Origin of the sequence: Chitinophaga agrisoli (assembly GCF_008386695.1) — a bacterium.
Lineage (GTDB): Bacteria > Bacteroidota > Bacteroidia > Chitinophagales > Chitinophagaceae > Chitinophaga > Chitinophaga agrisoli.
Map to the genome: position 1 here is coordinate 1,193,882 of NZ_VUOC01000001.1, position 26,592 is coordinate 1,220,473.

At 50.3% G+C, this 26,592-nt stretch carries 17 protein-coding genes; 9 read left to right on the plus strand and 8 right to left on the minus strand.

The annotated features are described in order from the left end of the window. Positions 1–7: 7 nt before the first annotated feature. A complete protein-coding gene (locus tag F0L74_RS04965; protein ID WP_149836704.1) occupies positions 8–808 on the plus strand; it encodes a 3-keto-disaccharide hydrolase in 801 nt (266 codons plus the stop codon). A gap of 80 nt (positions 809–888) precedes the next feature. Here F0L74_RS04965 and F0L74_RS04970 read toward each other — a convergent pair whose 3' ends face one another. After that, the gene (locus F0L74_RS04970) at positions 889–1,497 is read right to left on the minus strand and encodes a superoxide dismutase (protein WP_149836705.1); all 609 of its coding nucleotides are present in this window, start codon (positions 1,495–1,497) and stop codon (positions 889–891) included. A gap of 231 nt (positions 1,498–1,728) precedes the next feature. Between F0L74_RS04970 and F0L74_RS04975 the strand changes: the two genes are divergently transcribed. Both F0L74_RS04975 and F0L74_RS04980 read left to right on the plus strand, forming a co-directional pair. Next, positions 1,729–2,436, plus strand: a complete 708-nt coding sequence (locus F0L74_RS04975) for a LuxR C-terminal-related transcriptional regulator (RefSeq protein WP_149836706.1) — start codon at positions 1,729–1,731, stop codon at positions 2,434–2,436. 279 nt (positions 2,437–2,715) lie between these two features. After that, positions 2,716–3,645 carry an SPFH domain-containing protein gene (locus F0L74_RS04980; RefSeq protein WP_149836707.1) on the plus strand — a complete coding sequence of 310 codons (930 nt, stop codon included), beginning with the start codon at positions 2,716–2,718 and terminating at the stop codon, positions 3,643–3,645. 82 nt (positions 3,646–3,727) lie between these two features. On the opposite strand, the gene F0L74_RS04985 is transcribed toward F0L74_RS04980, so the two are convergent. Then, entirely contained in the window at positions 3,728–4,171 is a 444-nt protein-coding gene (locus F0L74_RS04985) for a nucleoside deaminase (RefSeq protein WP_149836708.1), read from the minus strand. An 8-nt stretch (positions 4,172–4,179) separates the two neighbouring features. Beyond that, positions 4,180–6,342 (minus strand): NAD-dependent DNA ligase LigA, encoded by a 2,163-nt coding sequence (gene ligA / locus F0L74_RS04990; RefSeq protein WP_149836709.1) that lies wholly within the window; start codon positions 6,340–6,342, stop codon positions 4,180–4,182. Positions 6,343–6,393: 51 nt separating this feature from the next. On the opposite strand from ligA, the gene F0L74_RS04995 reads away from it, so the two are divergent. Together F0L74_RS04995 and F0L74_RS05000 are read left to right on the plus strand one after the other, a co-directional pair. Continuing rightward, positions 6,394–8,046, plus strand: coding sequence for an amidohydrolase (locus F0L74_RS04995; protein ID WP_149836710.1), 1,653 nt, complete (start codon positions 6,394–6,396; stop codon positions 8,044–8,046). A 127-nt stretch (positions 8,047–8,173) separates the two neighbouring features. Continuing rightward, positions 8,174–8,884 (plus strand): NUDIX hydrolase, encoded by a 711-nt coding sequence (locus F0L74_RS05000; RefSeq protein ID WP_149836711.1) that lies wholly within the window; start codon positions 8,174–8,176, stop codon positions 8,882–8,884. A gap of 463 nt (positions 8,885–9,347) precedes the next feature. On the opposite strand, the gene F0L74_RS05005 is transcribed toward F0L74_RS05000, so the two are convergent. From F0L74_RS05005 to F0L74_RS05020, 4 genes are all read right to left on the minus strand, one after another. After that, entirely contained in the window at positions 9,348–12,671 is a 3,324-nt protein-coding gene (locus F0L74_RS05005; RefSeq protein WP_149836712.1) for a methylmalonyl-CoA mutase family protein, read from the minus strand. Between the two features lie 180 nt (positions 12,672–12,851). Beyond that, the gene (locus F0L74_RS05010) at positions 12,852–15,215 is read right to left on the minus strand and encodes an ABC transporter permease (RefSeq protein ID WP_149836713.1); all 2,364 of its coding nucleotides are present in this window, start codon (positions 15,213–15,215) and stop codon (positions 12,852–12,854) included. Positions 15,216–15,244: 29 nt separating this feature from the next. Beyond that, positions 15,245–17,653, minus strand: coding sequence for an ABC transporter permease (locus F0L74_RS05015; RefSeq protein WP_149836714.1), 2,409 nt, complete (start codon positions 17,651–17,653; stop codon positions 15,245–15,247). A gap of 10 nt (positions 17,654–17,663) precedes the next feature. Further along, the gene (locus tag F0L74_RS05020) at positions 17,664–18,293 is read right to left on the minus strand and encodes a 3-keto-alpha-glucoside-1,2-lyase-like domain-containing protein (protein ID WP_149836715.1); all 630 of its coding nucleotides are present in this window, start codon (positions 18,291–18,293) and stop codon (positions 17,664–17,666) included. Between the two features lie 268 nt (positions 18,294–18,561). Between F0L74_RS05020 and F0L74_RS05025 the strand changes: the two genes are divergently transcribed. The 3 genes from F0L74_RS05025 (at position 18,562) to F0L74_RS05035 (ending at position 24,419) form a co-directional block, all read left to right on the plus strand. Beyond that, on the plus strand, positions 18,562–21,009 hold the full coding sequence (locus F0L74_RS05025; protein WP_149836716.1) for a bifunctional YncE family protein/alkaline phosphatase family protein: 2,448 nt from the start codon (positions 18,562–18,564) through the stop codon (positions 21,007–21,009). Between the two features lie 125 nt (positions 21,010–21,134). Next, positions 21,135–22,565, plus strand: a complete 1,431-nt coding sequence (locus F0L74_RS05030) for a glycoside hydrolase family 125 protein (RefSeq protein ID WP_149836717.1) — start codon at positions 21,135–21,137, stop codon at positions 22,563–22,565. 72 nt (positions 22,566–22,637) lie between these two features. Beyond that, positions 22,638–24,419 (plus strand): MutS-related protein, encoded by a 1,782-nt coding sequence (locus tag F0L74_RS05035; RefSeq protein ID WP_149836718.1) that lies wholly within the window; start codon positions 22,638–22,640, stop codon positions 24,417–24,419. A 7-nt stretch (positions 24,420–24,426) separates the two neighbouring features. Here F0L74_RS05035 and F0L74_RS05040 read toward each other — a convergent pair whose 3' ends face one another. Beyond that, positions 24,427–24,660: a hypothetical protein gene (locus F0L74_RS05040; protein WP_149836719.1), complete on the minus strand. Its 234-nt coding sequence runs from the start codon at positions 24,658–24,660 to the stop codon at positions 24,427–24,429. A gap of 61 nt (positions 24,661–24,721) precedes the next feature. Here F0L74_RS05040 and F0L74_RS05045 point away from each other — a divergent pair, with 61 nt between their 5' ends. Further along, positions 24,722–25,807, plus strand: coding sequence for a PA0069 family radical SAM protein (locus tag F0L74_RS05045; RefSeq protein ID WP_149836720.1), 1,086 nt, complete (start codon positions 24,722–24,724; stop codon positions 25,805–25,807). Positions 25,808–26,592 lie beyond the last annotated feature (785 nt).

Here is a 26,592-nt window from a genome sequence, read left to right on the forward strand (position 1 = left end):
AAACACCATGAGAAAATTATTTGTGCCGGCATTGTCTGCGCTAACAGTGTTTGCGATGTCATGTGGTAATGCGCCTACAAATGAAAATACAGCTGATTCTACGGTGGTGACTGCTGATACCGCTGCGGCTGCAACACCCGCTACCAGCGAGGTAGATTCAACCGCCAACACCCTCACCGATGCTGAAAAGGCGGAGGGATGGAAACTGCTGTTCAATGGCCAGAACCTGGACGGCTGGCATATCTATAAAGGCAAGACCTCCAATAGCTGGACTGCGGAAAACGGTACCCTGCACTGCATGGGTAGCGAAAAGGATAAAAGCGATAAAAGGGCGGATCTTACCTCCAACGATACCTACGAGAACTTTGAGCTGCAAACAGACTGGAAGCTGACCCCTAAGGGCAACAGCGGCCTTATCTACCTGGCTTCAGAAGATGAAGACGCCGCTTACCTGAGCGGTCCGGAATACCAGATGATAGACGACAAGGACTTCCCGGAGAAGCTGGAAGACTGGCAGAAGACCGGCGCCAACTACGCCATGGGCGGCCCGCTGGTAGCAGCCGCTAATCCCATTGGCGAATGGAACCATACCCGTATAGTGGTGAACAAAGGCCATGTAGAGCATTGGCTCAATGGTCAGAAGACCGCAGAATATACTTTTGGTTCTCCGGAATGGAAAAAGCTGAAAGAGACCGGCAAATGGAAAGACGCCAAGAACTACGGCAAAACCAAGAAAGGCCATATAGACCTCCAGGATCATGGCAGCGAAATATGGTTCAAGAACATGAAGATAAAAGAGATCAAGTAAGCGCTTTCAAAGTTTGAAGCAATAAAAAAAGAGCCCTGTTATTTAACAGGGCTCTTTTTTTATTTGCATAAGCTAACAGCTTATTTCTTCGCTGCTTCATAATGTTTGCTAACCACATCCCAGTTAACAGCATTCCAGAAAGCCTTCAGGTATTCCGGGCGGCGGTTCTGGTATTTCAGGTAGTAAGCATGTTCCCAAACGTCAACGCCCAGGATGGGAGTGCCTTTTACTTCAGCAACGTCCATCAGCGGGTTGTCCTGGTTAGGGGTAGAGGTTACCTCCAGTTTGCCATCCTTTACGATCAGCCAGGCCCAGCCGGAACCAAAACGGGTAGCGCCCGCAGCGTTCAGCTTTTCCTTGAACTCGTCAAAAGAGTTAAAAGTGCTCTTAATAGCATCGGCCAGCGCGCCTTTGGGCTCGCCGCCTGCATTGGGGCCCAGGATCTGCCAGAAGAAGCTGTGGTTCCAGTGACCGCCGCCATTGTTCCTAACAGCAGGGCTGATCTTGCCGGCGCTTGCTACCAGCTCTTCCAGGGATTTATTTTCATGCTCAGTACCAGCGATCGCTTTATTCAGGTTATCTACATAAGCCTGATGGTGTTTGCCATGGTGGATCTCCATGGTGGTTTTATCAATATGCGGCTCCAATGCGTCTGTAGCGTACGGTAAGTTCGGAAGTGTAAATGCCATAACTCAATTTTTTTATGGTTAAGTAATAGAGTATTTATTACGGGTCCCAAATTTACTGTCTAATATGGGAAATATCAAACCGGGTTACCCCCTACAAATTAACTTGCTCATATAGGATTTTATTCTAAATTTACAGATAAGTGTTGCAACAGCTTTTCATATGCGGATTATTTCGTATGTACTGAGGCGTAGCAACGGATTTTCACTATTGTTTGTTTAAAACTATTACGTATGCAGACAGAAGACGCGGGCCGGAAACCAGAGTTATCCCTCGCAGCCCTGCAAAAGGAGCATGAACTACTAAAGGAGCGCATACAGTGGCTGGAAACCATTCTGCATCACATACCGGCCATGCTTTATACCGCAGACCCCAATCGCGATACTATCAGCTGGTGCAATCATAGCATGGAGCATATAACCGGCTTCTCATTACAGGAAATGAAGGCCCTTGGGCCGGAGTTCTTCCGTCAGCTCATTCACCCGGATGATTACGGGCTTACCAGCATAGCCCTGCAATCTTTTAAGGATAATAAAGAAACCTTTGGCGGGGTAACCCGTATACGCCGTAAAGGCCGCCAGGAATGGCACTGGCTCATAGGCCTGGCCATGCCCTTTAACCGCGATGAGCAGGGCGGTGTCAAGGAGGTGATCTGTGCCTTCCTGGACCTTACCATGACCACAGATACCCATGCCCAGCTTGCTGACGCCATGGGAGAGGTGTTACGCCGCCAGAACGAATCCCTCCTGCATAAGCTCACCGCCCGTGAAAAGGATGTAATGGTGCTGGCCGTACGGGGCCTTAACAATAAAGAGATCGCGGAACAGCTTAACCTTAGCCGTTATACGGTAGAAACACACCGTAAGAATATCCGTCTCAAATTAAAGGTCCGCAATACCACGGAACTGGTTACACTGGCCCGGAAAGCCGGTCTGCAATAGTCCCCCGTTTTAACATTTTTTTGAGAAAAATACCCAAGCTTGGGTATTTGAAGCCCAAATAAACACCACTATTTTAGTGAAGTGATTATATCGTCTATATGCCCGTACCTCCCTGACAGCCAGAAAAAAAGCACCCCTGGTATACCAACTTAACATTATTCAATTCTTCATTCGTTGTCCTTTTAACTCAGCGCATCCATTGTTTGTCTTCTCTTAATATATGCATTCAGGATTTTAACTATATTTATACCTTGAATTTTAATCCCTAAAGAACCTGACATGCAAAATTTTGTATTAATTCCGGTTATACTCCTCATCCTTTGGGTTGTTTTTTCTTCTTTTGTTACCGTACAGCAAGGTAGCATTGCAGTAACTACCATCTTCGGTAAGTATAACCGCATCCTGTTCCCTGGTCTTAATTTTAAGATCCCGTTAATTGAAAAGATCTTCAAACGGGTATCCATCCAGAACCGTTCCGTGGAGCTGGAATTCCAGGCTATTACCATAGACCAGGCTAACGTATATTTTAAGGCCATGCTGTTATACGCCGTTTGGAACCAGGAAGAAGAGACCATCAAGAACGTAGCGTTTAAGTTTATGGATGAGCGTAGTTTCATGCAGGCGCTTATACGCACCATCGAAGGCTCTATCCGTGGTTATGTAGCTACCAAGCGCCAGTCAGAAGTACTGGGCCTGCGCCGCGAGATCACAGAGAACGTAAAGGAGCAGATCGACAAGACCCTGGAAGGCTGGGGTTACCACCTGCTGGATCTGCAAATGAACGATATCACCTTCGATGACGCCATCATGAAATCCATGGCGCAGGTGGTGGCCTCCAATAACCTGAAGGCAGCGGCAGAGAACGAAGGTCAGGCGCTGCTTATCACCAAAACCAAAGCCGCAGAGGCGGAAGGTAATGCTATTAAGATTGCCGCAGAAGCAGAACGACAGGCAGCCCAGCTGCGTGGTATGGGTGTGGCCCTGTTCCGCGAAGAGGTGGCCAAGGGTATGTCTATGGCGGCTAAAGAAATGCAGCAGGCCAACCTGGATACTTCCGTGATCCTGTTCTCCATGTGGACAGAAGCTATTAAACATTTTGCGGAAAATGGCAAAGGCAATATCATCTTCCTCGATGGTTCATCAGAAGGTATGGAACATTCCATGCAGCAGATGATGGGTTTGAATAAGCTGATGGAACCAAAGAAATAGATCGTAACAAACGTATAAAACAAAACAGGCTGTATCACTACGATACAGCCTGTTTTGTTTTATGCTGACGATCGTCAGCTTATCATAATTTTCTCCGTTGTTCAAAGAAAGCCTTTACCAGCTGCAGGCTCTCTGTTTCGCCGGGTCCTTGTTCCAGCTTGGTCTTGGGATGAAAGGGAGATTGCTCTCCCGTAGAGCGCCGGTAACTGTGTTTATCATCCCGCGCAGCATATACTATGCGCCCTATCTTGCTCCAGTACAATGCGCCGGCGCACATCAGGCAGGGCTCCAGCGTAACATACAAGGTAGCGTCCATCAGGTATTTAGCGCCCAGGTGATTGAATGCTGCTGTTAATGCCAGCATTTCCGCATGTGCGGTACAGTCATTCAGCCGCTCTACCTGGTTATAACCCCTGCCTATTACCTGTTTGTTCGCCACTACTACGGCGCCTATCGGCACCTCGCCATCGTCAAAAGCTTTCCGCGCTTCTTTCAGCGCCTGTTGCATAAAATAAGTATCGTCCATTGCTGATCTTAAATAGTAATGTTCGCCAGTTTTATAAACTCATCCTCTGTTAGTATCCGGATGGTATTGATCTTTTTGGCCTTTTCCAACTTGCTGCCCGCCTCTTCGCCTACTACCAGGTAATTAAGCTTGCTGCTTACGCCGCTCAGGATCTTGCCGCCCTGCTGCTCTACCAGCTCTTCTGCATCGCTGCGTTTCAGTTTGGTCAGCGTGCCGGTGAACAGGAAGGTTTGCCCATCCAGGCTGCCGCCGGTTTCCTGTGTGGATTTGTTATTACGCAGGTTCACGCCCAGCGATTCCAGCTTTTGCAGTACGGCTATATTATCTGCATTGGCAAAGAACTGGCTGATGGAGCCGGCCACTTTGGGGCCTATATCTTCCAGCTCTAATAATTGCTCTGCCGTCCAGCCCTTATAGTCCAGCAGGTGATGGATGGCATTGGCCAGTGTTTTAGCGGTGGTTTCCCCTACATAACGGATACCCAGGCCAAATATAAGGCGGTGTAAGGGCTGGGCTTTGGATTGCTCAATGGCCGCCTGCAGGTTAGACAATGATTTTTTGCCAAAACCTTCCAGCTGTTCCAGTTTACCAAAATCCAGCTCATAAATGCCGGGAATATCTTTCATGAGCCCCAGGCTATAGAACTTGCGTACATTGCTTTCGCCCAGGCTGCGTATATCCATGGCGTCTTTGCTCACAAAATGGATCATCCGTTCTATTACCTGCGCCTCGCAGTTAATATTGGGACAGCGCCACACGCTTTCCCCCTCCGGCTTTTCCAGTTTGCTGTTACAAACAGGGCAGTTGGTAGGGAATACAATATCCTGCTCAGAACCGTCGCGCAGATCCGCTACAGATTTAACGATATAGGGGATCACATCGCCTGCCCTTTCTACCAGTACGGTATCGCCTATTTTCAGGTCTTTTTCCCGTACTACATCTTCATTGAACAGGGATATAGAGCCTACCGTTACCCCGCCAATGGGCACAGGATCTATCTTGGCCACCGGCGTAATGGAGCCGGTACGGCCCACCTGGAACTCTACTTTACGCAGCTTGCTGGTAGCCTGTCTTGCCTTGAATTTATAGGCCATGGCCCAGCGGGGATGGTGCGTGGTCATACCAAGTTTATCCTGCAGGGCATAATCATTCACTTTTATCACCATGCCGTCTATTTCATAAGGCAGGTTATCCCTTTCTGTTTCAAAGGCATGGCAATAGTCTACTACCGCTTGTATGCCTTTTACCACTTTCTTTTCTTTGGCCGGGCTGCGGAAACCCAGTTTAGACAACATGTCGAGCGTATTGCTATGGGTCAGTATCTCCTTAGGCTCTTCCTTGCCGCGTTCCATCACATGGTAGCTCATATGATATACAAAAGCTTCCAGGCCGCGTTTGGCCACCTCTTTAGGATCTACCATCCGCAGGGAGCCGGAAGCGGCATTCCTGGGGTTAGCCAGTGGCGGCAGGTTATTAGCCGCGCGCTGATCGTTAAAGGCCTTGAAAGTATCCTTGTTGATCAGCACTTCGCCCCTGATCTCTATGGTCTGGATATCGTATTTGCTAAAATTCGCTGTATCAGGAATGAATTTTATCTGGCGGATGTTCACCGTAATATCTTCCCCGGCCACGCCGTCGCCACGGGTAGCGCCCCGTGTGATCTTGTCGTTCTCGTAGATCAGGGAGATACTGGCCCCGTCAAACTTGGGCTCAATACAGTATTCAATATCCGTAAGGCCGGATTGTTCCCGCACCTTGCGGTCCCAGTCTACCAGGTCATCTGCATTATAGGAGTTATCAAGGCTCAGCATAGGCACCAGGTGCTGTACGGTGGGGAATGCCTTGGTGGCGCCTTCCGGCGCTTTGCCGGCAGCAGTGGGGGTAGCGGCAGCGGCAAGGCCCTGCGCTACTTTTTGGGTAGGGGAGTCTGCGCTTACCAGGTGCGGGTTCTCCTGCTCCAGTTGTTTGAGCCAGGCAAACAGCTGGTCATATTCATAATCGCTCAGCACAGGATCGCTCTGTACATAGTAGCGCCAGTCATTATAACGGATCACGCGTTGCAGCGCTTCCATTGTCTCCTCGGGATTATTCAGCAGCAGCTGTTTAGCCAGCTTGGCCAGCAGCTCTTTCGCCAGTTTGGCAAGGGTTAATTCTAGTTCCTTCGTGTACATAATTATTCAATAACTGTGTGTAAATTTAATCTTTATACATAATACTCTCCCATGAAACAATTATTACCAGCTTGCTGTATCGCCCTCCTCTGCTGGAGCTGTAGTACCAAACAAAAAGTAGATCTCATCATCCATCACGCCGTTATCTATACCGTTGATAGTGCATTCAGCCAGGCGCAGGCCGTGGCGGTAAGCGGCGGTAAGATAGTAGCCCTGGGTACGGACCAGGAAATCCTGCAGCAATATACGGCCCCGCAGGTACAGGATGCCGCCGGCCAATTTATATATCCCGGTTTTATAGACGCCCATGCGCATTTTGTACAATACGGCCTTGGTCTGCAACAAGTGGAGCTGGTAGGTACCCAAAGCTGGCAGGACGTTATTGACCGCGTAAAGGCATTTACCGGCAGCCGCCAGCTGCAACCGGGGGAGTGGATCCTGGGCCGCGGCTGGGACCAGAACGATTGGCCGGAAAAGAATTTCCCGGATAAGACCCGGCTGGATAGCCTGTTCCCCAATACGCCGGTATTATTGGGCAGGGTAGATGGCCATGCCGCTATTGCCAACCAGGCCGCCCTGGACGCTGCCGGCGTAAAACCCGGACAAACCCTTACCGGCGGCGTGATTGAAACAAAGAACGGTAAGCTTACCGGCATACTCATAGATAATGCGGTGCGGCTGGTACAGGGCACGGTACCGCATCCTACGGCGGCTTACTTCCAGAAAGCCCTGCAGGATGGCGCGGCCAATTGTTTTGCGGCAGGCCTCACCACCATAGCAGATTGCGGCATCATGAAGCAGGAGGCCCTGTTCATTGACAGCCTGCAAAAGCAACACCTGTTTAAAATGCGTTTATACGTGCTGTTAAGCGATAACCAGGAGAATTATGACTACTTTCTGCCTAAAGGCCCCTACCATACAGATTATCTGAATATAGCCGGCTTTAAATGTTATGCGGATGGCGCCCTGGGCTCACGTGGGGCATGCCTGCTGCATGACTATACGGACAAACCAGGATGGAAAGGTTTTCTCCTGAAGGATAGCAGCTATTTTGCCGCCAAAGCCGCACAGCTCATCAACACAAAATTCCAGCTGTGCACCCATGCCATTGGCGACTCTGCCAACCGCGAGATCCTGCGTATATACGGCGCAGTGCTGAAAGGTAAGAACGACCGCCGCTGGCGTATAGAACATGCGCAGGTGGTGAACCCGGAAGATATGGCCATGTTTGGCCATTACAGCATTATACCCTCCGTACAGCCTACACACGCCACTTCAGATATGTACTGGGCCGGCGAGCGCCTGGGGTCGGAACGTATTAAACATGCCTATGCCAACCAGCAGCTGTTGCAACAGAATGGCTGGCTGCCGCTTGGCACAGACTTTCCCGTAGAGGACATTAGCCCGCTCAAGACCTTCCTGGCGGCCGTGGCCCGCGTAGACGCCAAAGGTTATCCTGCCGGCGGCTTCCAGCACGAAAATGCATTAACGCGGCAACAGGCCTTACAAGGCATTACCTTATGGGCTGCCAAAGGCTGCTTTGAAGAGACCAACCGCGGTAGCCTGGAACCCGGTAAGCTGGCGGATCTGGTGATACTCGATAAAGACCTGATGAAGGTGCCCTTTGAAGACCTGCTTAAGACCAAAGTAATGGCCACTTTTAGCGGCGGAGAACAAGTCTATAACATAAGCAAGGCAAAATAAATAAGCCCTGCTTTGATCTTTTTACAGAAAAAGATGCTAACTTTTTAGCATCTTTTTTGCGTTTTGGCCATCCTGCGAGAACTGATACACTGTTACACGTTTTATTATTCCACGTTTATAATAGCTTATGCAGGCAAAGAACATCAATGTGCACTATACCGAGATCCAGCACTATTTTAAGATGGCTATATCAGTAGACTGCGTGATCTTCGGCTTCGATGATGACGAGCTGAAAGTATTGCTGATAAAGTCTGATCTGAATGAATTCAAGGGGCAATGGTCGCTGCTGGGCGATATTGTACGCCCGGAAGAAGAGCTGGACGAAGCCGCCTACCGTATCCTGAAATCCCGTACCGGCCTGGATCAGGTGTATATGGAACAGGTGCATACCTTTGGCGCTGTACACCGCCATCCCGCAGGCCGGGTCATTACCGTTGCTTACTACTCGCTTGTGAACATAGAGCAAAACATATTGCGCAAACATAGCAACGAATTGCAATGGCATGCAGTTAAGGATGTAAAGGATATGGCCTTTGACCACCAGGATATCCTGCTCAGCTGCTACGAACGGCTAAAACATAAAGTGATAGAGCAGCCCGTGGGTTTTAACCTGCTCCCCAAAAAATTCTCCCTCCGCGAACTGCAAAACCTATACGAAGCTATACTGGATGTAAAGCTGGACCGGCGCAACTTCCGTAAAAAGTTCCTTTCCATGGACCTGCTGGTGGACCTGAATGAAGATGAAAAAGATGTAAAACACCGCCCGGCCCGCCTCTATAAATTCAATTTCGAAAAGTTTGATCAGCGTAAGAGAAGGTACTTTGGTATTGGTTTCTGACTGGCAGGCCCTGCTAAAGGAGCCATGACTGTGATGGCCTTGTACAGAAAAGCGTAACATGTACGCTTAAAAAAAATACAGCCAAATGTTTTTTTTTAACAAAAATTTAGGCTAAGATTGTGTAGCAGTTACACACCACTTGTTTAGATACCAGTGGGACCTATTTTCGAAGTGACTAAACCAAACTCTGAATCGTTTTAAACAAACTTGTTTATTCATCTTTTTTGAAAACTTAGAACCTTTTTGTTTAATCCGTGATGCTCAACCAGAAGACGCTATTAGAACAATAAAGTTATTTACCGCATTATTTTAGTGCAACCAGATCAATCGATTTTAAGAACAACACATATAGCTGTTTATAATTCCACGTCGTGAAAACTGCGGGTCTTCTCCGCAATTTTGCAGAGTCTTGTTATTCTACTTTCCCTTGTGCAACATGTTTGTGCAAGGGAAAGTTATTTCGTCACATACTCCTCCTGTACTGCCCGCCCACTTCGTACAATGCATGCGTGATCTGTCCCAGGGAACAATGTTTCACCGTCTCCATCAGCTCCGCAAACAGGTTACCGTTATTGATAGCCACTTGCTGCAGTTGCTTCAACGCTGCGCTGCTTTTGGCCGCATGCCGTTCCTGGAAGGCTTGCAAAGTAGTGATCTGGAACTCTTTCTCCGCAGTGGTAGAGCGTATCACTTCTGCGGGTATGATAGTAGGAGAACCGTTTTTATTCAGGAAAGTATTTACGCCTACGATAGGGAATTTGCCTTCGTGTTTTAAGGATTCATAATACAGGCTTTCTTCCTGGATCTTATTACGCTGGTACATCCGCTCCATAGCGCCCAGCACACCGCCGCGCTCTGTAATGCGGTCAAACTCCAGTAGCACCGCTTCTTCTACCAGGTCTGCCAGCTCTTCTATAAAGAATGATCCCTGTATGGGGTTCTCATTCTTAGCGGTGCCCAATTCCTGGTTGATGATCAGCTGAATGGCCATAGCCCGGCGTACGCTTTCTTCCGTGGGCGTAGTGATAGCCTCGTCATAGGCATTTGTATGCAGGGAGTTACAGTTATCGTAAATAGCGTACAGCGCCTGCAGCGTGGTGCGGATATCGTTAAAATCTATCTCCTGCGCATGCAGGCTGCGCCCGGAGGTTTGTATATGGTATTTCAGCTTCTGTGAGCGGTCATTGCCTTTGTATCTATACTTAATGGCTTTGGCCCAGATACGGCGGGCTACGCGGCCTATTACGGCATACTCAGGGTCCATACCGTTGCTGAAGAAGAAGGAGAGGTTGGGCGCAAAATCATCTATCTGCATGCCCCGGCTCAGGTAATACTCCACATAAGTAAAACCGTTGGCCAGCGTAAAGGCCAGCTGGGTAATGGGGTTGGCCCCGGCTTCTGCAATATGGTAACCGGATATACTTACGGAGTAAAAATTGCGTACCTGCTGCCCAATGAAATATTCCTGCACATCCCCCATCAGCTTCAATGCAAATTCTGTGGAGAAGATACAGGTGTTCTGCGCCTGATCTTCTTTTAAGATATCTGCCTGCACGGTGCCGCGTACCGTGCTTAAAGCATGGGCTTTTATCTTTTCATATACTGCCGGCTCCAGCACTTCATCGCCGGCAATGCCTAACAATTGCAGGCCCAGGCCATCATTGCCTTTTGGCAGATCGCCGTTATAATGCGGCAGGGGATAGGCCTTGAATTTCTCTTTGATACGTGCCTGTACCTGCTCCGTTAACCCGTTTTCTGCAATGTATTTTTCACACTGCTGATCAATGGCGGCATTCATAAAGAACGCCAGTATGATAGGCGCCGGTCCGTTGATCGTCATGGATACGGAGGTCTTGGGATCGCAGAGGTCAAAGCCGCTGTATAACTTCTTGGCGTCATCCACCGTAGCGATGCTTACGCCGGAGTTGCCCACCTTACCATAGATATCCGGCCGGTAGGCAGGATCCTCCCCGTACAGCGTAACGCTGTCAAACGCGGTGCTCAGTCGTTTTGCCGGCTGGTCCAGGGATACATAGTGGAAACGTTTATTGGTGCGTTCCGGTCCGCCTTCTCCGGCAAACATACGGGTAGGGTCTTCGCCCTCCCGTTTCAGCGGAAATACGCCGGCGGCATAAGGGAACTCGCCCGGCAGGTTTTCCGTTAGCTGCCAGCGCAGTATATCGCCCCAGTCCTTATACTGTGGCAGGCTTACCTTGGGTATGCGGGAGTGGGAGAGGCTTTCTGTAAACAAAGGCAGTTTGATCACTTTATTCCTTACCTGGAACTCATAGTGGTCTGCCTTGTATTGTTGCTGCAGCGCCGGCCACTTGCTGATCAGCTGCTGACAGGAGGCGTGGAGTTGTTGCTGCAGGTGTTGCTGAATATTAAGCAGCTCTTCCTTGCCTTTCAGGTCTTTAATGGCCAGCACGCCTTCCAGCTGATAGAGCTGGCTGGCCAGGGCGCATTGCTCATTTACCCATTTGCCGTAATCATGTATCGCTTCTGTGATCTCTGAAAGATAGCGTACGCGGGCCGGCGGAATGATCTGCGATTTAGTGGTGGTATCCTTGGGGCGCTCATGGGCAAGCGTACCAAAGGTGATGCCTTTCTTCTCTTCGATCACATGCATCACCTTTTCAAACAGCTGGTTGATACCCGCGTCATTGAACTGGGAGGCAATGGTGCCTACTACCGGCAGGTCTTCGTCCCTAGCCGTCCACAGGCTGTGATTGCGTTTATACTGTTTGCGCACATCATGCAGAGCATCCAGTGCGCCGGCTTTATCAAATTTGTTAATGGCAATGGTATCCGCATAGTCCAGCATATTGATCTTCTCCAGCTGGGAAGCGGCGCCGTATTCCGGCGTCATTACATACAGGGATACATCGCAATGATCAGTGATAGCGGTATCGCTTTGTCCAATGCCGGAGGTTTCCAGTATGATCAGGTCAAAGCCGGCATGTTTACAGATATCTACTGCTTCCTGTATATGTTCGCTGATGGCCTTATCGCTTTCGCGGGTGGCCAGGGAGCGCATATAAGCCCTGGGGTGGTGGATGGAGTTCATGCGGATGCGGTCGCCCAGCAGCGCGCCCCCGGTCTTTTTCTTGGAAGGGTCTACGGATATAACGGCTACGGTCTTATCCTCGAAATTATGCAGGAACCGCCGTACCAGTTCATCCGTTACGCTGCTTTTGCCCGCGCCCCCAGTACCGGTAATACCCAGTACGGCCGTGTTGGCGGAGGCTTCTGGCGCCCATTCCGGCAACTGGTCATTTTCCGCAATGGTAATGGCCTGCGCAATGATCTTGTATTGTTTGTCCGCCAGTTTCTGCAGCTGCCCGTTCAACACAGGCACGGTCTGGAAATCGCACTGACGTATTACATCTTCTATCATCCCCTCCAGTCCCATATGCCGGCCATCGTCCGGGGAGTACAGGCGGGTAATGCCATAGGCATGCAGCTCTTCTATTTCAGTGGGCAGTATGGTGCCGCCGCCGCCGCCAAAGATCTTAATATGCCCGCAGCTTTTTTCCTGCAGCAGGTCATACATGTATTTAAAGAATTCTACGTGGCCGCCCTGGTAAGAGGTGATGGCAATGCCCTGGGCGTCTTCCTGTATGGCGCAGTCCACGATCTCTGCCGCGGAGCGGTTATGCCCCAGGTGTATCACTTCGGCGCCTTTGGATTGCATAATGCGCCGCATGATGTTAATGGCCGCATCATGGCCGTCAAATAAGGAAGCTGCTGTTACGATCCGTACTTTATGTTGTGGTGTATAAGACATAATATCAGTTTTCCGGTAAGCCCTATGGCCTACCCTGCAAGGTACGAAAATAGGTACTGCCCGGCTTTCAGTAAGACCGGGCAGCAATAATTAGAGGATGTTAAAGAGGGCTATGCAGCTATTGCAAATTATTTAACAGGAACTAAGAATGGTTGGATAAATATCCAGGTAAAGGCCCCTTTATTCCGACCGGAGGCTCTTTACCGGGTCCAGGAACGCGGCTTTAATACTCTGCAGGCTTACCGTCAGCAAGGCAATACCAATGGTCACCGCCCCGGCCATCGCCAGCATCCACCATTCCATATGGATCTTATAGGCAAAATCCTGTAGCCAGTGGCTCATTGTCCACCAGGCAACCGGGAAAGCGATCAGCATGCCCAGCAGTACCGGTTGCAGGAAATTACCGGCCAGCAGGGTAACGATATTAGCTTCCGTAGCCCCCAGCACCTTTCGCACGCCTATCTCCTTAGTGCGTTGTGCGGCGGAGAAAGTGGCCAGTCCAAACAGCCCCAGGCACGAAATAAAGATCGCCAGCAGGGCAAAATAGTTGGTCAGCGTGCTTACGATCTGTTCGCTTTTATAGAGTTTATTATACGCTTCGTCAGAGAACTGGTAGCTGAAAGGAAAAGTAGGATTCAGCGTTTTGCATAGTTTCTCCAAACCGGCAATAGCGGTGGCCGTTCTGCCGGCAGCTGTGCGCACCAGTATGGTGCCCCATTTCTGGTTTTCATCAAACCGGATCACCAGCGGCTCTATGGCCTCATGCATGGAGGTGAAATGAAAGTCTTTCAGTACGCCTATAATGATCCCGTCTTTACCGTCTAAAGAGAACGGCTGCCCTACCGGATTTTCATATCCGGTTACTGCTACCGCGGCTTCATTTAGCAGGTACCCTGCCGTGTCCGTGCCAAATGTTTTGGTAAAATCGCGCCCATCCTTTAACCGCAGGTGCAGCGTTTGTACAAAATCATATCCTACCGCCGCATCCGCAAAGGATACCGTAAGGTTGGGATCTTTACCTGCCCAGTGCATACCGTTTTTATGATGGCCTATTACCGTAGGTGTTTCCTTCATCTTGGTAATGCTTACAATGCCCGGCAGGTTAGCTGCTTCCGCTTTGAACAACGGGTATTTGGAGATCAATTCCCCTTCCAGCGGAATGTATACCAGGTTCTCCCGGTTATAGCCCAGGTTTTTGTTTTGCACGTACTGCATCTGTTGGTATATAACGATCATACCAACAATGAGGATGATGGACAACGCAAACTGGAATACCACCAGGCCTTTCCTGAAATAAACCCCGCCTTTGCTGAAGCGCAGCGTGCCTTTCAGTACCCGTATGGGATGCAGGGATGACAGGAATAGCGCCGGATAGCTGCCTGCTATAAACCCGGTTAGCAATAACAGCCCAATGAGCACGCCCCAGAAAGCAGGCTGTCCCACAGGTAACAAAAGCTGTTTGCCGGTAAGTTGGTTAAAGGCAGGCAAAGACAGCGCTACCAGTAGAAAGGCAATGAGCATGGCAAACGAGGTGAGTAGCAACGCCTCCCCAATAAACTGCCCTATGAGCATGCCGCGGCCTGCGCCCACTACTTTGCGTACGCCTACCTCCCGGGCCCTTTCTGTAGAGCGGGCGGTAGACAGGTTCATGAAATTGATACACGCTATCAGCAGCACAAACACGGCTAATATGCTAAAAAGACGTACGTATTCAATACGTCCGCCGGCGGGGATGCCTTCTTTAAAAGTAGCATGCAGGTATTGATCGCCATAGGGCTGCAGGCCCAGTTCCGTAAAATAGGCTGGGTCTTTATCCCGGTAGTGGTAAATGAAGTCTTTTATCCGCCGCCCCACCTTATCCGCATCAGCCGTGGGCTGCAGCTGGATAAAAGTATGCGGGCTGGTACTGGTCCAGGTCTTTGCCCAGGCATTATCCCGGGTAAAATCTTCCCAGTTGCGGAGGTAATCAAACTGGCGGGAGGAGTTGGCGGGTATCTCAAATACCGCTGTTACCAGCAGGTCTTCTTTGTTCTCATAGCGGATAGTTTTGCCCATGGCCTGTTCAACACTGCCAAAGAACAGGTTGGCCATCTTACGGGAAATAGCAATACCACCGGGTTTGCTTAGCGCTGTTTGGGCATCGCCCTGTAACAGGGGATAGCTGAACATGCGGAAAAAATCGGCCCCGGCATAAGCGCCTTCCTGTTTTATGGTCTTATCCCCCGCCTGGAACACCAGTGGCGGATATTGCTCAAACCCTGCGGCATACTGTATTTCCGGGATCTCTTTTTTTAACCCGGCAGCCAGCGGCCCTTGCGTAAGATAACCGCCATCTGTCTGGCCTTCGTGATGCAGCTGCTCATATACCTGGTACAGCTGTGCGCCATTTGCATGAAATTTATCCACGCTGCGCTCGTCCTGTACCCATAGTATGATCAGCAGGCTGCAGGCCATACCCAGCGCCATTCCCAGTATGTTAATGGCGGAAAATGCTTTGCTGCGGATAAGGTTACGCCAGGCAGCTTTGAAATAGTTCTTTATCATGAAATATGTTTAGTAGCGCTATCAAAATATTACTCCATCTTCAGGCTTTTCACCGGGTTCATAAAGGCCGCTTTCATAGCCTGTACGCCCACGGTGAGCATGGCCACCAGTATGGCCAGTATGCCTGATAATGCAAAGATCCAGATATCAATATGGATGCGGTAGGCAAACCCATTCAGCCAGCGGCTCATGGTCCACCAGGCCAGCGGCCAGGAAAGCAAGGTAGCGATGAGCACCAGCAGCATAAAATTGCCGGACAACAGCACCGTTACATTGTACGTAGAAGCGCCCAGTACCTTGCGGATGCCCACTTCCTTAACACGCAGCTGGGCGGCGTAGGCAGACAGTCCAAACAATCCCAGGCAGGAAACAAAGATGGCAAAAAAGGAAAACGCTTTGAATAGCTGCATCATCCGGTTCTCCGGCGCGTACAGCAGGTTTAGTTTATCATCCATAAATGCATAGCTGAATACAGCTGTAGGCGACTGTGCTTTCATCCTCGATTCCAGGAATTGGAGGGTTTGTTGTGAATGTCCGGCTTTTGCCTTTACCAGCAGATAGTTGCAGTAGAATGGTTTGTATTGTATCACCAGGGGTTCTATAGCGGCGTGTAGTGATGCAAAGTTGAAGTCTTTGATAAGACCCACTACCGTGCCGGTGTCCTTATCCAGTACATATGTTTTACCAATGGGGTCTCTAAAACCAAAGGCTTTCACCGCTGCTTCATTAAGGATAAACTCATGATGTTTAATCTCCGGGAATTGGCTCCTGAAATCCCTGCCGGCCAATAAAGGGATCTGCAGGGTGGCCAGCAGTTTTTCATCACTCCACATGGCACGGATAGAGGGCGTTTCTTCCCCGGGAGGTGAGCTTAAGGGATAAAAAGGCTGCATAGGAAACCGTTCTCCCGGTAATGTAGATACTGTTGCGTAATTGGAGATGGCGGTGTTTTGATCCATATCATGGATCAGTGTGCCAAAATGCTCCCACGAATTACCATACATGGTAACGGCTATCTGTTGCTCTTTATCAAACCCCAGGTTTTTATTATGGAATAATCGCATTTGCTGGTACATGACCAGCGCGCTGAAGATCATAAATACAGAGATGGCAAACTGGAAAATGATCAACCCTTTTCTTACGGTATACACCGGCGAGCTAACGTTGCGCTTGCCCTTCAGGGCCGGCACCGGTTTAAAGCCGGTCACAAACCACGCGGGGTATGCGCTGGCCAGCAGACCTATTACCGCTACCAGCAGCAATAAAATGCCCAGGTTGGGGACACTGACCAGCTGCTCAAAATGCAGCTGTTTGCTGCTCAGGTTATTATAAAAAGGCAGCACAGCGGCAAAGAGCACCAGCGCCAGTGTAGCGGCTGCCAGGGTAATGACAAAGGATTCGCCCAGGAACTGCCGCAGCAGCTGCGGCCGCGATGCGCCTATCACCTTGCGCAGCCCTATCTCCTTCATCCGGTTAAAGGCTTGGGCGGTAGAGATATTGATGAAATTCACGGCTGCTATCAGCAGTATGAACAATGCAGCTACGGAAAATATGTATACATAGGTGATGTCACTATTGGGGCTTAGCTCTTTCTCCATATGGGAGTGGAGATGTATATCCGTAATAGGGAAAAGGTGAAGCCTGCGGTTGGCCAGCGCCTCATGCGCTGTTTCGCCGGCGCCGCCATAATACTGCACTATGAACCGGGGCAGCTTAGCCTCCACCACGCTCTTTGACTGGGGCTTATTTAACAGCACATAGGTATAGAGCGCATTCCAGGTGCGCCTTTCCAATGAAACCGGGTCTACGTAATGCTGGATGGTGCTCCAGGAAAGCAGGTAGTCAAATTCCATATGGGTGGGAAACGCCGGCTTTCTTATCACGCCGGTTACCTTTAGCGGTAAAGGGCCTGCCTCGTCTACGATCACCTTACCCAGCGGATCTTCCTGGCCAAAATATTTGCGGGCCATCTCCTCTGTGACCACAATGGCATCTGTTGCTGTTAGCGCAGTGGCAGCATCGCCTTTAATAAAATTAAGGTCAAAAGTGCGGGTAACACTGGGGTCAACAAGGAAACCGCCTTTTTCCTCAAAGCGTTTTGCCTCCCCGTTGGAGGGGGTGTAACTTAATACCTGCCTGGCATAACGGTAAAAGCGGGTCACTTCTGTTATTTCCGGGATGGTCTGCGCCATCTGTAAACCCATAGTGGGGGCGGTGGCTGCCCATTGCCGGGTATCATCCCCCAAACCTTCCGTTGTTACGCGGAAGAGGCGGTCTGCTTTGCTGTACCCTTTATCATACCGCAGCTCTTCCTTTACATGGAATATGATCAGCAGCGCACACATCAGGCCCACAGCCAGCCCCAGTATGTTGATGGCAGAGAAGAGTGTATATTTCCGGAGATTGCGCCAGGCAATCCTGAGATAACTTACTAGCATAAACGGGTGTTTATTCCGGGGTGATTGTAAGGTTCCGCCAGTTGCCGGCAGAATTATTGCCTACCCATAAACCCAGTTTGCCGCCGGCATGATGGCTAAGCTGTTGTACCTGCAGGCTGGGTGTAGGTTGATTATTTACAAATACCTGTACCGTAGGGCTGTTCACCACTATCCGTACCTGGAACCAGTCATCTGGCGCAGGGGGCGGTTCAATAGGCTGTTCATACTGGTTGGGATGTTCTTCCCGCAGTTTAGGCCAGTCATAAGCGGGCAGCGAGATATATTGCACGCTATGGCTTTTCCGGGCGGGGTCCTGCGCACGGAAATTGAACGGACGGAAGTAAACCGCGTCATAGGTGGTATCATTCACGCCTTGAAAAGCAATCCCCACAAAACTCCGCTGCAATACATCCTTTCCTTTTACTTCAAAGCTGATAGTGCCCTTACGGAAGTTTATATGATGCAGCCAGGCAATACCGGGGTTCGGGCATTCACTCAGATGTAGCTCGCCCATGGCGGGGTTATCTGCTGTCCGGTTCACCGCTGTTACTGCCTGTACAGAAAGATCAGCGTGTTGCTGGCTATAGCCTGGTAAGGAAAATAGCAGTATAGTAGCTGATATGTATAGGATTTTGCTCATCGTGGAATATTATATAGCGCTATTCCCTAAAGAAGGTGCCAATCCGTTTATGAACTGATGACCAGTTTATTAAGAGTGCGGTAAAATGTAATATGTCCGCTTTTGGCTAATAGTACTGTCCGGTTTTGAACATGGGTGTAAAGCGGAAACTGTATCCAAGCCGGTGGCTAACCTTCCGCTGTGCTATACATCAGTTTCAACATTAACTTTCTATTACCTTTCCTCCTCCCACTCCCCATTTCCGCCACCACCTTTCTATTTTTATTGGATGAAGAAACTATGCTTATCCATCACCCTTGCCATAGGCCTGCTCCCGGCCATGGCGCAACAACAAGCTGGCGCAGATACAGCCGCACAGCGTTATACCCTGCCCAATGGCTGGTCGCTTACGCCGGTAGGCCATGCGCTGCCCCTGGGCGATCTGCCTTTGAACATGGTGCTTTCCCGCTCCGGCAAATACCTGGCCGTTACCAATAACGGACAAGGCAAACAAACCATCCAGCTCATAGACGCGCAGAAAGAAACCCTGCTGGATGAGGTAACCATTCCCAAATCCTGGCTGGGCCTTGCCTTTAGCAAGGACGAAAAGTCGCTCTATGCCTCCGCTGGTAATGACAATATCATCTGGCAATACCAGGTCAATAATGGAAAGCTGCGGCTGGCCGATAGTATAGTGCTGGGAAAACGCTGGCCGGAAAAGATAGGCCCTGCCGGTATGGTGATAGATGATGCCCGCAAACGCCTCTACGTAGTAACCAAGGAAAATAATAGTCTCTATGTAGTGGATCTCACTACCAATAAGGTGCTAAACCGGGTATCCCTGGAGGCGGAAGCGTATACCTGTGTCCTGTCTGCAGATGGAAAGCAGCTGTACATTTCCCTGTGGGGTGGTGATAAAGTGGCTGTGTTTAATACACAACAGGGCGCCATCACCCAAAGCATACCTACGCAAAGCCATCCCAATGAGCTGATCCTCTCCAGCAATGGCCGCTATATGTATGTGGCCAATGCCAACGAGAATTCGGTATCCGTGATAGATGTGAAAGCGCAAAAAGTGATTGAAACGCTCAATACCGCCCTGTACCCGGGCGCTCCCGCTGGTTCCACTACCAACGGCCTGGCGCTTTCTGCCAATAACCGCACCCTGTATATTGCCAATGCAGATAATAACTGCCTGGCCGTATTTGATGTGGAAACGCCTGGTAAAAGCCGTTCCAAAGGATTTATTCCCGTGGGCTGGTACCCTACCAATGTAAAAGTGCTGGGTAAAAAAGTATTGGTGGCCAATGGCAAGGGCTTTACCTCCATGGCTAACCCGGATGGGCCTAAACCCATCAACCGCCAGGATGCCGCCGGCAGGCATACGGGCAATACCCGTACGGGTAAGCCGGTGCAGTATATAGCCGCCCTGTTCAAAGGCACCCTGTCTATCTTTAAGGAGCCGGATGCGGCTGCGCTGAGCCGCTGGTCCAGGCTGGTGTATCAGAATACGCCTTACTCCAAAGAGCGCGAGGCCCTGGCCCCGGGCATGGCGGGTAATCCCATCCCGCAAAAACAGGGCGATGCTTCGCCTATCAAATATGTATTCTACGTGATCAAGGAAAACCGTACCTACGACCAGGTGCTGGGCGATATGCAAGAAGGCAACGGCGATACCAGCCTGTGTATCTTCCCGGAAAAGATCACCCCTAACCAGCATGCCCTGGCCCGGGAATTTGTGCTGCTGGATAATTTCTATGTAGATGCAGAAGTAAGCGCCGATGGCCACAACTGGTCTATGGCGGGATATGCTACCGATTATGTGGAAAAGACGTGGCCTACCAGCTATGGCGGCCGTGGCGGTACCTATGATTATGAGGGCAGCCGTAAGGTGGCCTATCCTAAAAAAGGATTCATATGGGATTACTGTCAGCGTGGCGGGGTTAGCTACCGTACCTATGGCGAGTTTGCAGAGGCGCATGAGGCCAGCATCAAATCCCTGGAAGGGCATTACTGCGAAGGCTACCCTGGCTTTGACCTCTCCATAAAGGATATAGACCGCCAACAGCTGTGGGTGCGCGACTTTGATTCCCTGGTGGCAGCCAACGCCTTACCGCATTTAACCACCCTCCGTTTTGGTAATGACCATACCAGCGGCCTGCGGAAAGGGGCTTACTCCCCCTATGCCGCCGTGGCGGATAATGACCTGGCAGTAGGCCGTTTTATAGAGCATATATCGCACAGCCCTATCTGGAAAGAGAGCGCCATCTTTATCCTGGAAGACGATGCGCAGAACGGCTCTGACCATGTGGATGCCCACCGTTCCCCCGTATATGTCATCAGCCCGTACACCAAACGGCACACACCTATCCATAACATGTACGCCACCGCAGGGGTACTGCGCACCATAGAGCTGATCCTGGGCCTGCCGCCTATGAGCCAGTACGATGCTGCGGCTATGCCTATGTGGGAGTGTTTTACCGATACGCCGGACCTTACGCCCTACACCGCCGTAGATGCCAATGTAAACCTGGAAGAGCGTAACGTGGCCGTTAACGAAAGCGCCCGCCGTTCCGCCGGTTTTGACCTGGCCCACGAAGACCGGGCCCCGGACCTGGAGCTCAATGAGGTGATATGGAAAGCTATCCACGGCGAGCACGCTGTGATGCCCGCCCCCCGCAGAAGCGCTTTTGTAAAGCTGCAGGAAGGGGATGATGACGATGACGACGATAAATAGCCTTTAACAGGATAATTGCTGGTTGATAGTTGTTGGAATAGCGGAAAAGCCGCTATACTAACAACTATCAACTATTTTTATATCTTGCGCTATTAACAACCATCTACTTTCCTAAAGCAATGATCATGGTAGCAAGAAGAGATTTTATCCGCAACAGCAGCCTGCTGGCAGGCGCTATAGGACTGGGATTCCCCAAGCAGGTGCTGGCCTGGGATGGCTATACTTCTAAACGTCCCCCGCTGGCAGAACGTAAGTTTACCAGCCAGGCAGTGGAAAAAGCCATCACTGACATCAAAGCGCAGATCGCAGATCCGAAGCTCGCCTGGATGTTTGAGAACTGTTTTCCTAATACCCTCGATACCACGGTAAACTTTAAGACCATGGATGGCCGTCCGGACACATTTGTGCTCACCGGCGATATCCATGCTATGTGGCTGCGCGATTCTTCTGCCCAGGTATGGCCTTACCTGCCCCTGGTAAAAGAAGACAGCGCCCTGCAACAGCTGATTGCCGGCGTGATCAACCGTCAGACAAAATGCATCCTCATAGATCCTTATGCCAACGCCTTCAACGAAGGGCCCACCGGCAGCGAATGGGACAAGGATCATACTGATATGAAGCCGGAGCTGCATGAGCGTAAATGGGAAATAGACTCCCTGTGTTACACCGTACGCCTGGCCTACAATTATTGGAAAACAAGCGGCGATACCAAGGTACTGGACGATAAATACAAAAAAGCCGCGCACCTGATCGTGCAAACCTTCAAAACGCAGCAACGTAAAGATGGCCCGGGCCCGTATAAATTCCAGCGTACTACGCCGGTACAGTCAGATACGGTAGCCAACAGCGGTTATGGCGCGCCTATCTCCCCGGTGGGATTGATCGTATCCATCTTCCGCCCGTCAGACGATGCTACGGTGTTCCCTTTCCTCATCCCCTCCAACATGTTTGCGGTAGTATCCCTGCGCCAGCTGGCGGAGATCAGTACCACCGTATGGAAGGACAGCGCTTTTACAAAGGAATGTACAGACCTGGCCAATGAAGTGGACAGGGCTATTAAAGCCTATGCCGTTGTGGAGCATCCGCAGCTGGGGCATATGTATGCCTTTGAAGTGGATGGCTATGGCAACCGCCTGTTTATAGATGATACCAATGTGCCCAGCCTCCTGTCCATCCCTTACCTGGGTTATACCACGGCAGATGACCCGCTGTACCAGACGGCCCGCCGTTTTGTATGGAGCACCTTTCACCCATGGTTTTACCAGGGCAAGTATGGTGATGGCGTAGGCAGCCCGCATACCGGTGTTGACTTTATCTGGCCTATGAGCATTATCATGAAAGCCCTTACCACAGATAATAAAGAGGAGATAGCCGCCTGTATCCGCACGCTGCGCAATACGGACGATGATAGCGGCTTTATCCATGAGTCTTACCACAAGGATAATCCCAAAAAGTTCACCCGTGCATGGTTTGCCTGGGCCAATACCCTTTTTGGAGAACTGATCATGAAAGTGAGCCAGGAATACCCGGAATTACTGAAAAGGCAATATGCCTGATAAATAATAGCAGGTGAAAAGTGGCGCAATGCCGCTTTTCACCTTTTCTTTACACCCATCACTATCCCGCCCATGTCCCCCCAGGAAACTTACACCGCCCGCAATACAGCATTACAGCAACAGGTGACCCAGGCCCGCAATCGGCTACAGCTCTTAGGCTGGATCCGCCTCTTTTGTTTTGTAGGGATGATCATATGCGCCTACCGGTATGTGGCGGACAATTTTGCCGCCATCTGGTGGCTGCCTATAGGCATTTTGCTGGTTGTTTTTATGTATGCGCTGGCAAAATACCAAAAGGTAAAAGATCATCTGCAGCTGCAACAGACCCTGCAAGATCTCAATGAAAAGGAGTTACACCTGCAAACCACGAACGAATCCCGTTTTGAGGCAGGCAATGATTTTGCGGATGATCAGCATTCCTTTGGACAGGACCTGGATGTTTTTGGCCCGGCCTCTTTATACCAGCACATTAACCGTACCGGCACACTTATGGGCCGGCAGGAACTGGCCGGTATGCTGCAGGCGCCTTTGCAGGAAACAGCGGCTATACTGGATATGCAGGCGGTAGTAAAGGAACTGGCGCCCCGGCTGGAGTTTCGGCAGCTGCTAACGGCACAGGCCATCCTGGCCGGGGAAACCCCTGCAGACCGGCGGGAGCTGCAGGCCTGGTTACAGATGCCGCTTGATTTTATTAATAAACGCTGGCTGCAGGTGATAAGCTGGCTAAGCCCTGCCTGCCTGGTGGCCTGCATTTTCCTTTACCTGTATACCAATCATTATTACCCCGCTACCATCTTCCTGATCATCAACTGGTTGGTGCTGGGCTCACAGTCAAAGAAAATGCTGGTGCAACACCGCCAGCTGGATAGCAAGGAAAAGGTGCTGCGTAAGTTTGCCACCCTGCTGCATCTTATCAAACAGGAGCCCTTCCGTGACGCAGCCCTGCTCAAAGCCCGGCAGGAAGAGGCCACTGCGGCAGATGTAGCCCTTATCCGGCTGGCCCGGATCAGCAATGCATTTGATCAAAGCCTGAACCTGATCGTGTCCACTTTCCTGAACTCTATCCTGTTATACAGCGTGCACTGCATGTTTAACCTCGAGAAATGGAAGGCCCGTTATCAGCACCAGGTGCAGGGATGGTTAAAAATAATTGCCCGCATGGAAGCCTGGAACAGCCTGGCCACCTTCGCCTATAATCATCCTGCTTATATCTTCCCCAAGGTAGCGGACCAGCCGGTGGGCCTGCAGGGGCAGGAGATAGGGCACCCGCTGATTCCGGCGGCGGAATGTGTGACCAACGGTATCAGCATAGGCCATCCCCAGCAATTCCTGATCATCACCGGTTCCAATATGAGCGGCAAAAGCACCTTTCTCCGCAGCGTAGGCAGCAATCTGCTGCTGGGCATGTGCGGTGCGCCGGTATGCGCCGGTTCTTTTGAGTTCACCCCCATGCGTATCATGACCTCTATGCGTATCAAGGATTCCATTGCCCGCCATACCTCTTATTTCCAGGCAGAGCTCCTGCGCCTGCAACAGATCGTAGAGGCGCTTAAAAACGGGGAACAGGTGTTTATCCTGCTGGATGAGATCCTGAAAGGTACCAACTCCGCTGATAAACTTACCGGCTCCCGCCAGCTGATCACCCACCTGCTACAGTATAACTGCCGTGGTATGATCGCTACCCACGACCTGGAATTAGGCGCCCTGGAACAGGCCTACCCTGACCTTATTAAGAACTACTGCTTTGAAAGCACCATTGAAGATGATCACCTGTACTTTGACTACCGCATCAGGGAAGGTATTGCCCATAACAAGAATGCCACCTTCCTGATGCAGCAAATGGGGATCATCTGATAGTATTTTAGCGGCTTTTGCCCAGGTCTTTCCTTCGCTTCTCCTTCGCTTTAGGTTCGGTTAAGGTTCGCTTAAGGTTGCAATGGGGGCTATTGGGTAAAATAGTATCAGAGATCTTTTTTGTTTCAGTGGTCCCCTTCCATTTCCGGTTGGCCTTCAGGCCCACACACGGCCATGTTTTTTCATTAAATGAAACGGCCTGATCGTAGCTATTCATCACGTTATCAAATCGTTCGCTCATGCTAATAATTTTATTTGCAAAACACTAAACTATTTAGTACTATTGCTAAAATTATTAGCATATGACATTGCCTTTTCAGGAAGGTGGTGCACCTGAGACCCAATACTACAAAGGAAGGGGCGCGCAGCTAAACCCGAAGAATAAGTTTCTGGCCAATGAGTACGCGCAGGAGCACCCCGAAGGAATAGATGAATGGTGGCAGGCGGATGTTCCTACCCAGATAATAGAGGAACATGCGAAATCACTCGTGAATAAGGTAGATAGTCCGGATGTAGGGATGTGGTACTCCATGAACCCTTACCAGGGCTGTGAACATGGCTGTATCTATTGCTACGCCCGTAACGCCCACCAATATTGGGGCCTTAGCGCGGGGCTGGATTTTGAAAGGAAGATCGTTGTTAAACGGAACGCGCCGGAACTGCTGCGCAAGTTCCTCGATAATAAGAACTGGACGCCCAAACCCATTGGCCTGTCTGGCAATACAGACTGTTACCAGCCGCTGGAGCGTAAAATGTGGATCACCCGGCAGTTATTGGAAGTGGCCCTGGAGTACAAGCAACCCCTGGGCATCATTACCAAGAACTCCCTGGTGCTGCGCGATAAATACCTGTTACAGCAGCTGGCGCAAAATCAGCTGGTATGCGTTTATGTATCTATTACCACCCTGCAGGAAGACCTCCGTCAGAAAATGGAGCCCCGCACTGCTACCGCTGCGCAGCGCTTCCGGGTGGTAAAGGAGCTCACGGATGCCGGTGTGCCGGTAGGGGTAATGACTGCTCCCATGATCCCCGGCCTTAATGACCATGAGATGCCCCAGCTTCTGGAAATGGCCGCCCAGCACGGAGCCAAATTTGCCGGATATACCGCCGTACGGTTGAATGATGCCGTAAAGATCATCTTCAATGACTGGCTGTATAAGAACTTCCCTGACCGTGCAGATAAGGTATGGCACCTGATAGAGAGCATGCACGGCGGCCAGGTGAATGACAGCGAGTTTGGGCGCCGTATGCGGGGAGATGGCAACATCGCAGACCTGCTGCGCCAGCAGTTCAGGATACATACCAAAAAGAATGGCCTTAACCTGGAGAAATTTGAATACAATACCAACCTCTTTCAACGGCCCCAGAAACAATTAAGGCTTTTTTGATAGCGCCCCACCGTCCCTGGTCGGTAACCCATGGGCCCTGCCCTTGGATTGCAAAGGCTTGTGACATAACCCATGCCGTGGACTATCGACCATGGACGGTGGACTATGAACTATGACTATGAACAGTGGACAATCAAATATGAACAGTGGCGGGTTGCGGACCATGGGCCAACGTATACACATCCACGTACCCATCATCACCCTCCATTTTGTGGACTTATTCCACAGTTTCCTCCCGCATACTATCCGCCGGAAACCGCCAGCTACAGCCTATTAGCGCCCCTTTATAAAAAAATTATTAATTCCGCAAAAAAACCGCTATTGAATTTTGCTTAATAAAAAAAATAAAAATATCTTTGCTACAGCAAAATAAAATTAAGTGTCACGCATTTCACAACATATGATTTCTGCGGTATCCTGTAAGCTGAAGAAGCAGGTCAGGGACGGATTGCGGGCATGTTGCACCAATTGTTAACAAAATAGTTATCAAGTGATAAAACAAAAGTCCCGCAGACAAAGTGCGGGACTTTTTGCTTTAGCGAAGTTTGAAAATGATGACTGAGCACAGAATAAAACGTATCCTAACAGCAACTGTCAAACGTGTAATTGCACTGTCTTTCGACTGTGCCGGCACGCCATGGGATTATTTTGTGCTTAAAAGATCGCACGGACCAGGTAGTATATAGCAAAACAGTATAGTTTTTGTTATAAGATCCCGGCCCGTTGATATCGAGCCGGGATTTTTGTTTTTTTTAATATAGTTATGTACTAACCCGTACAGTGAA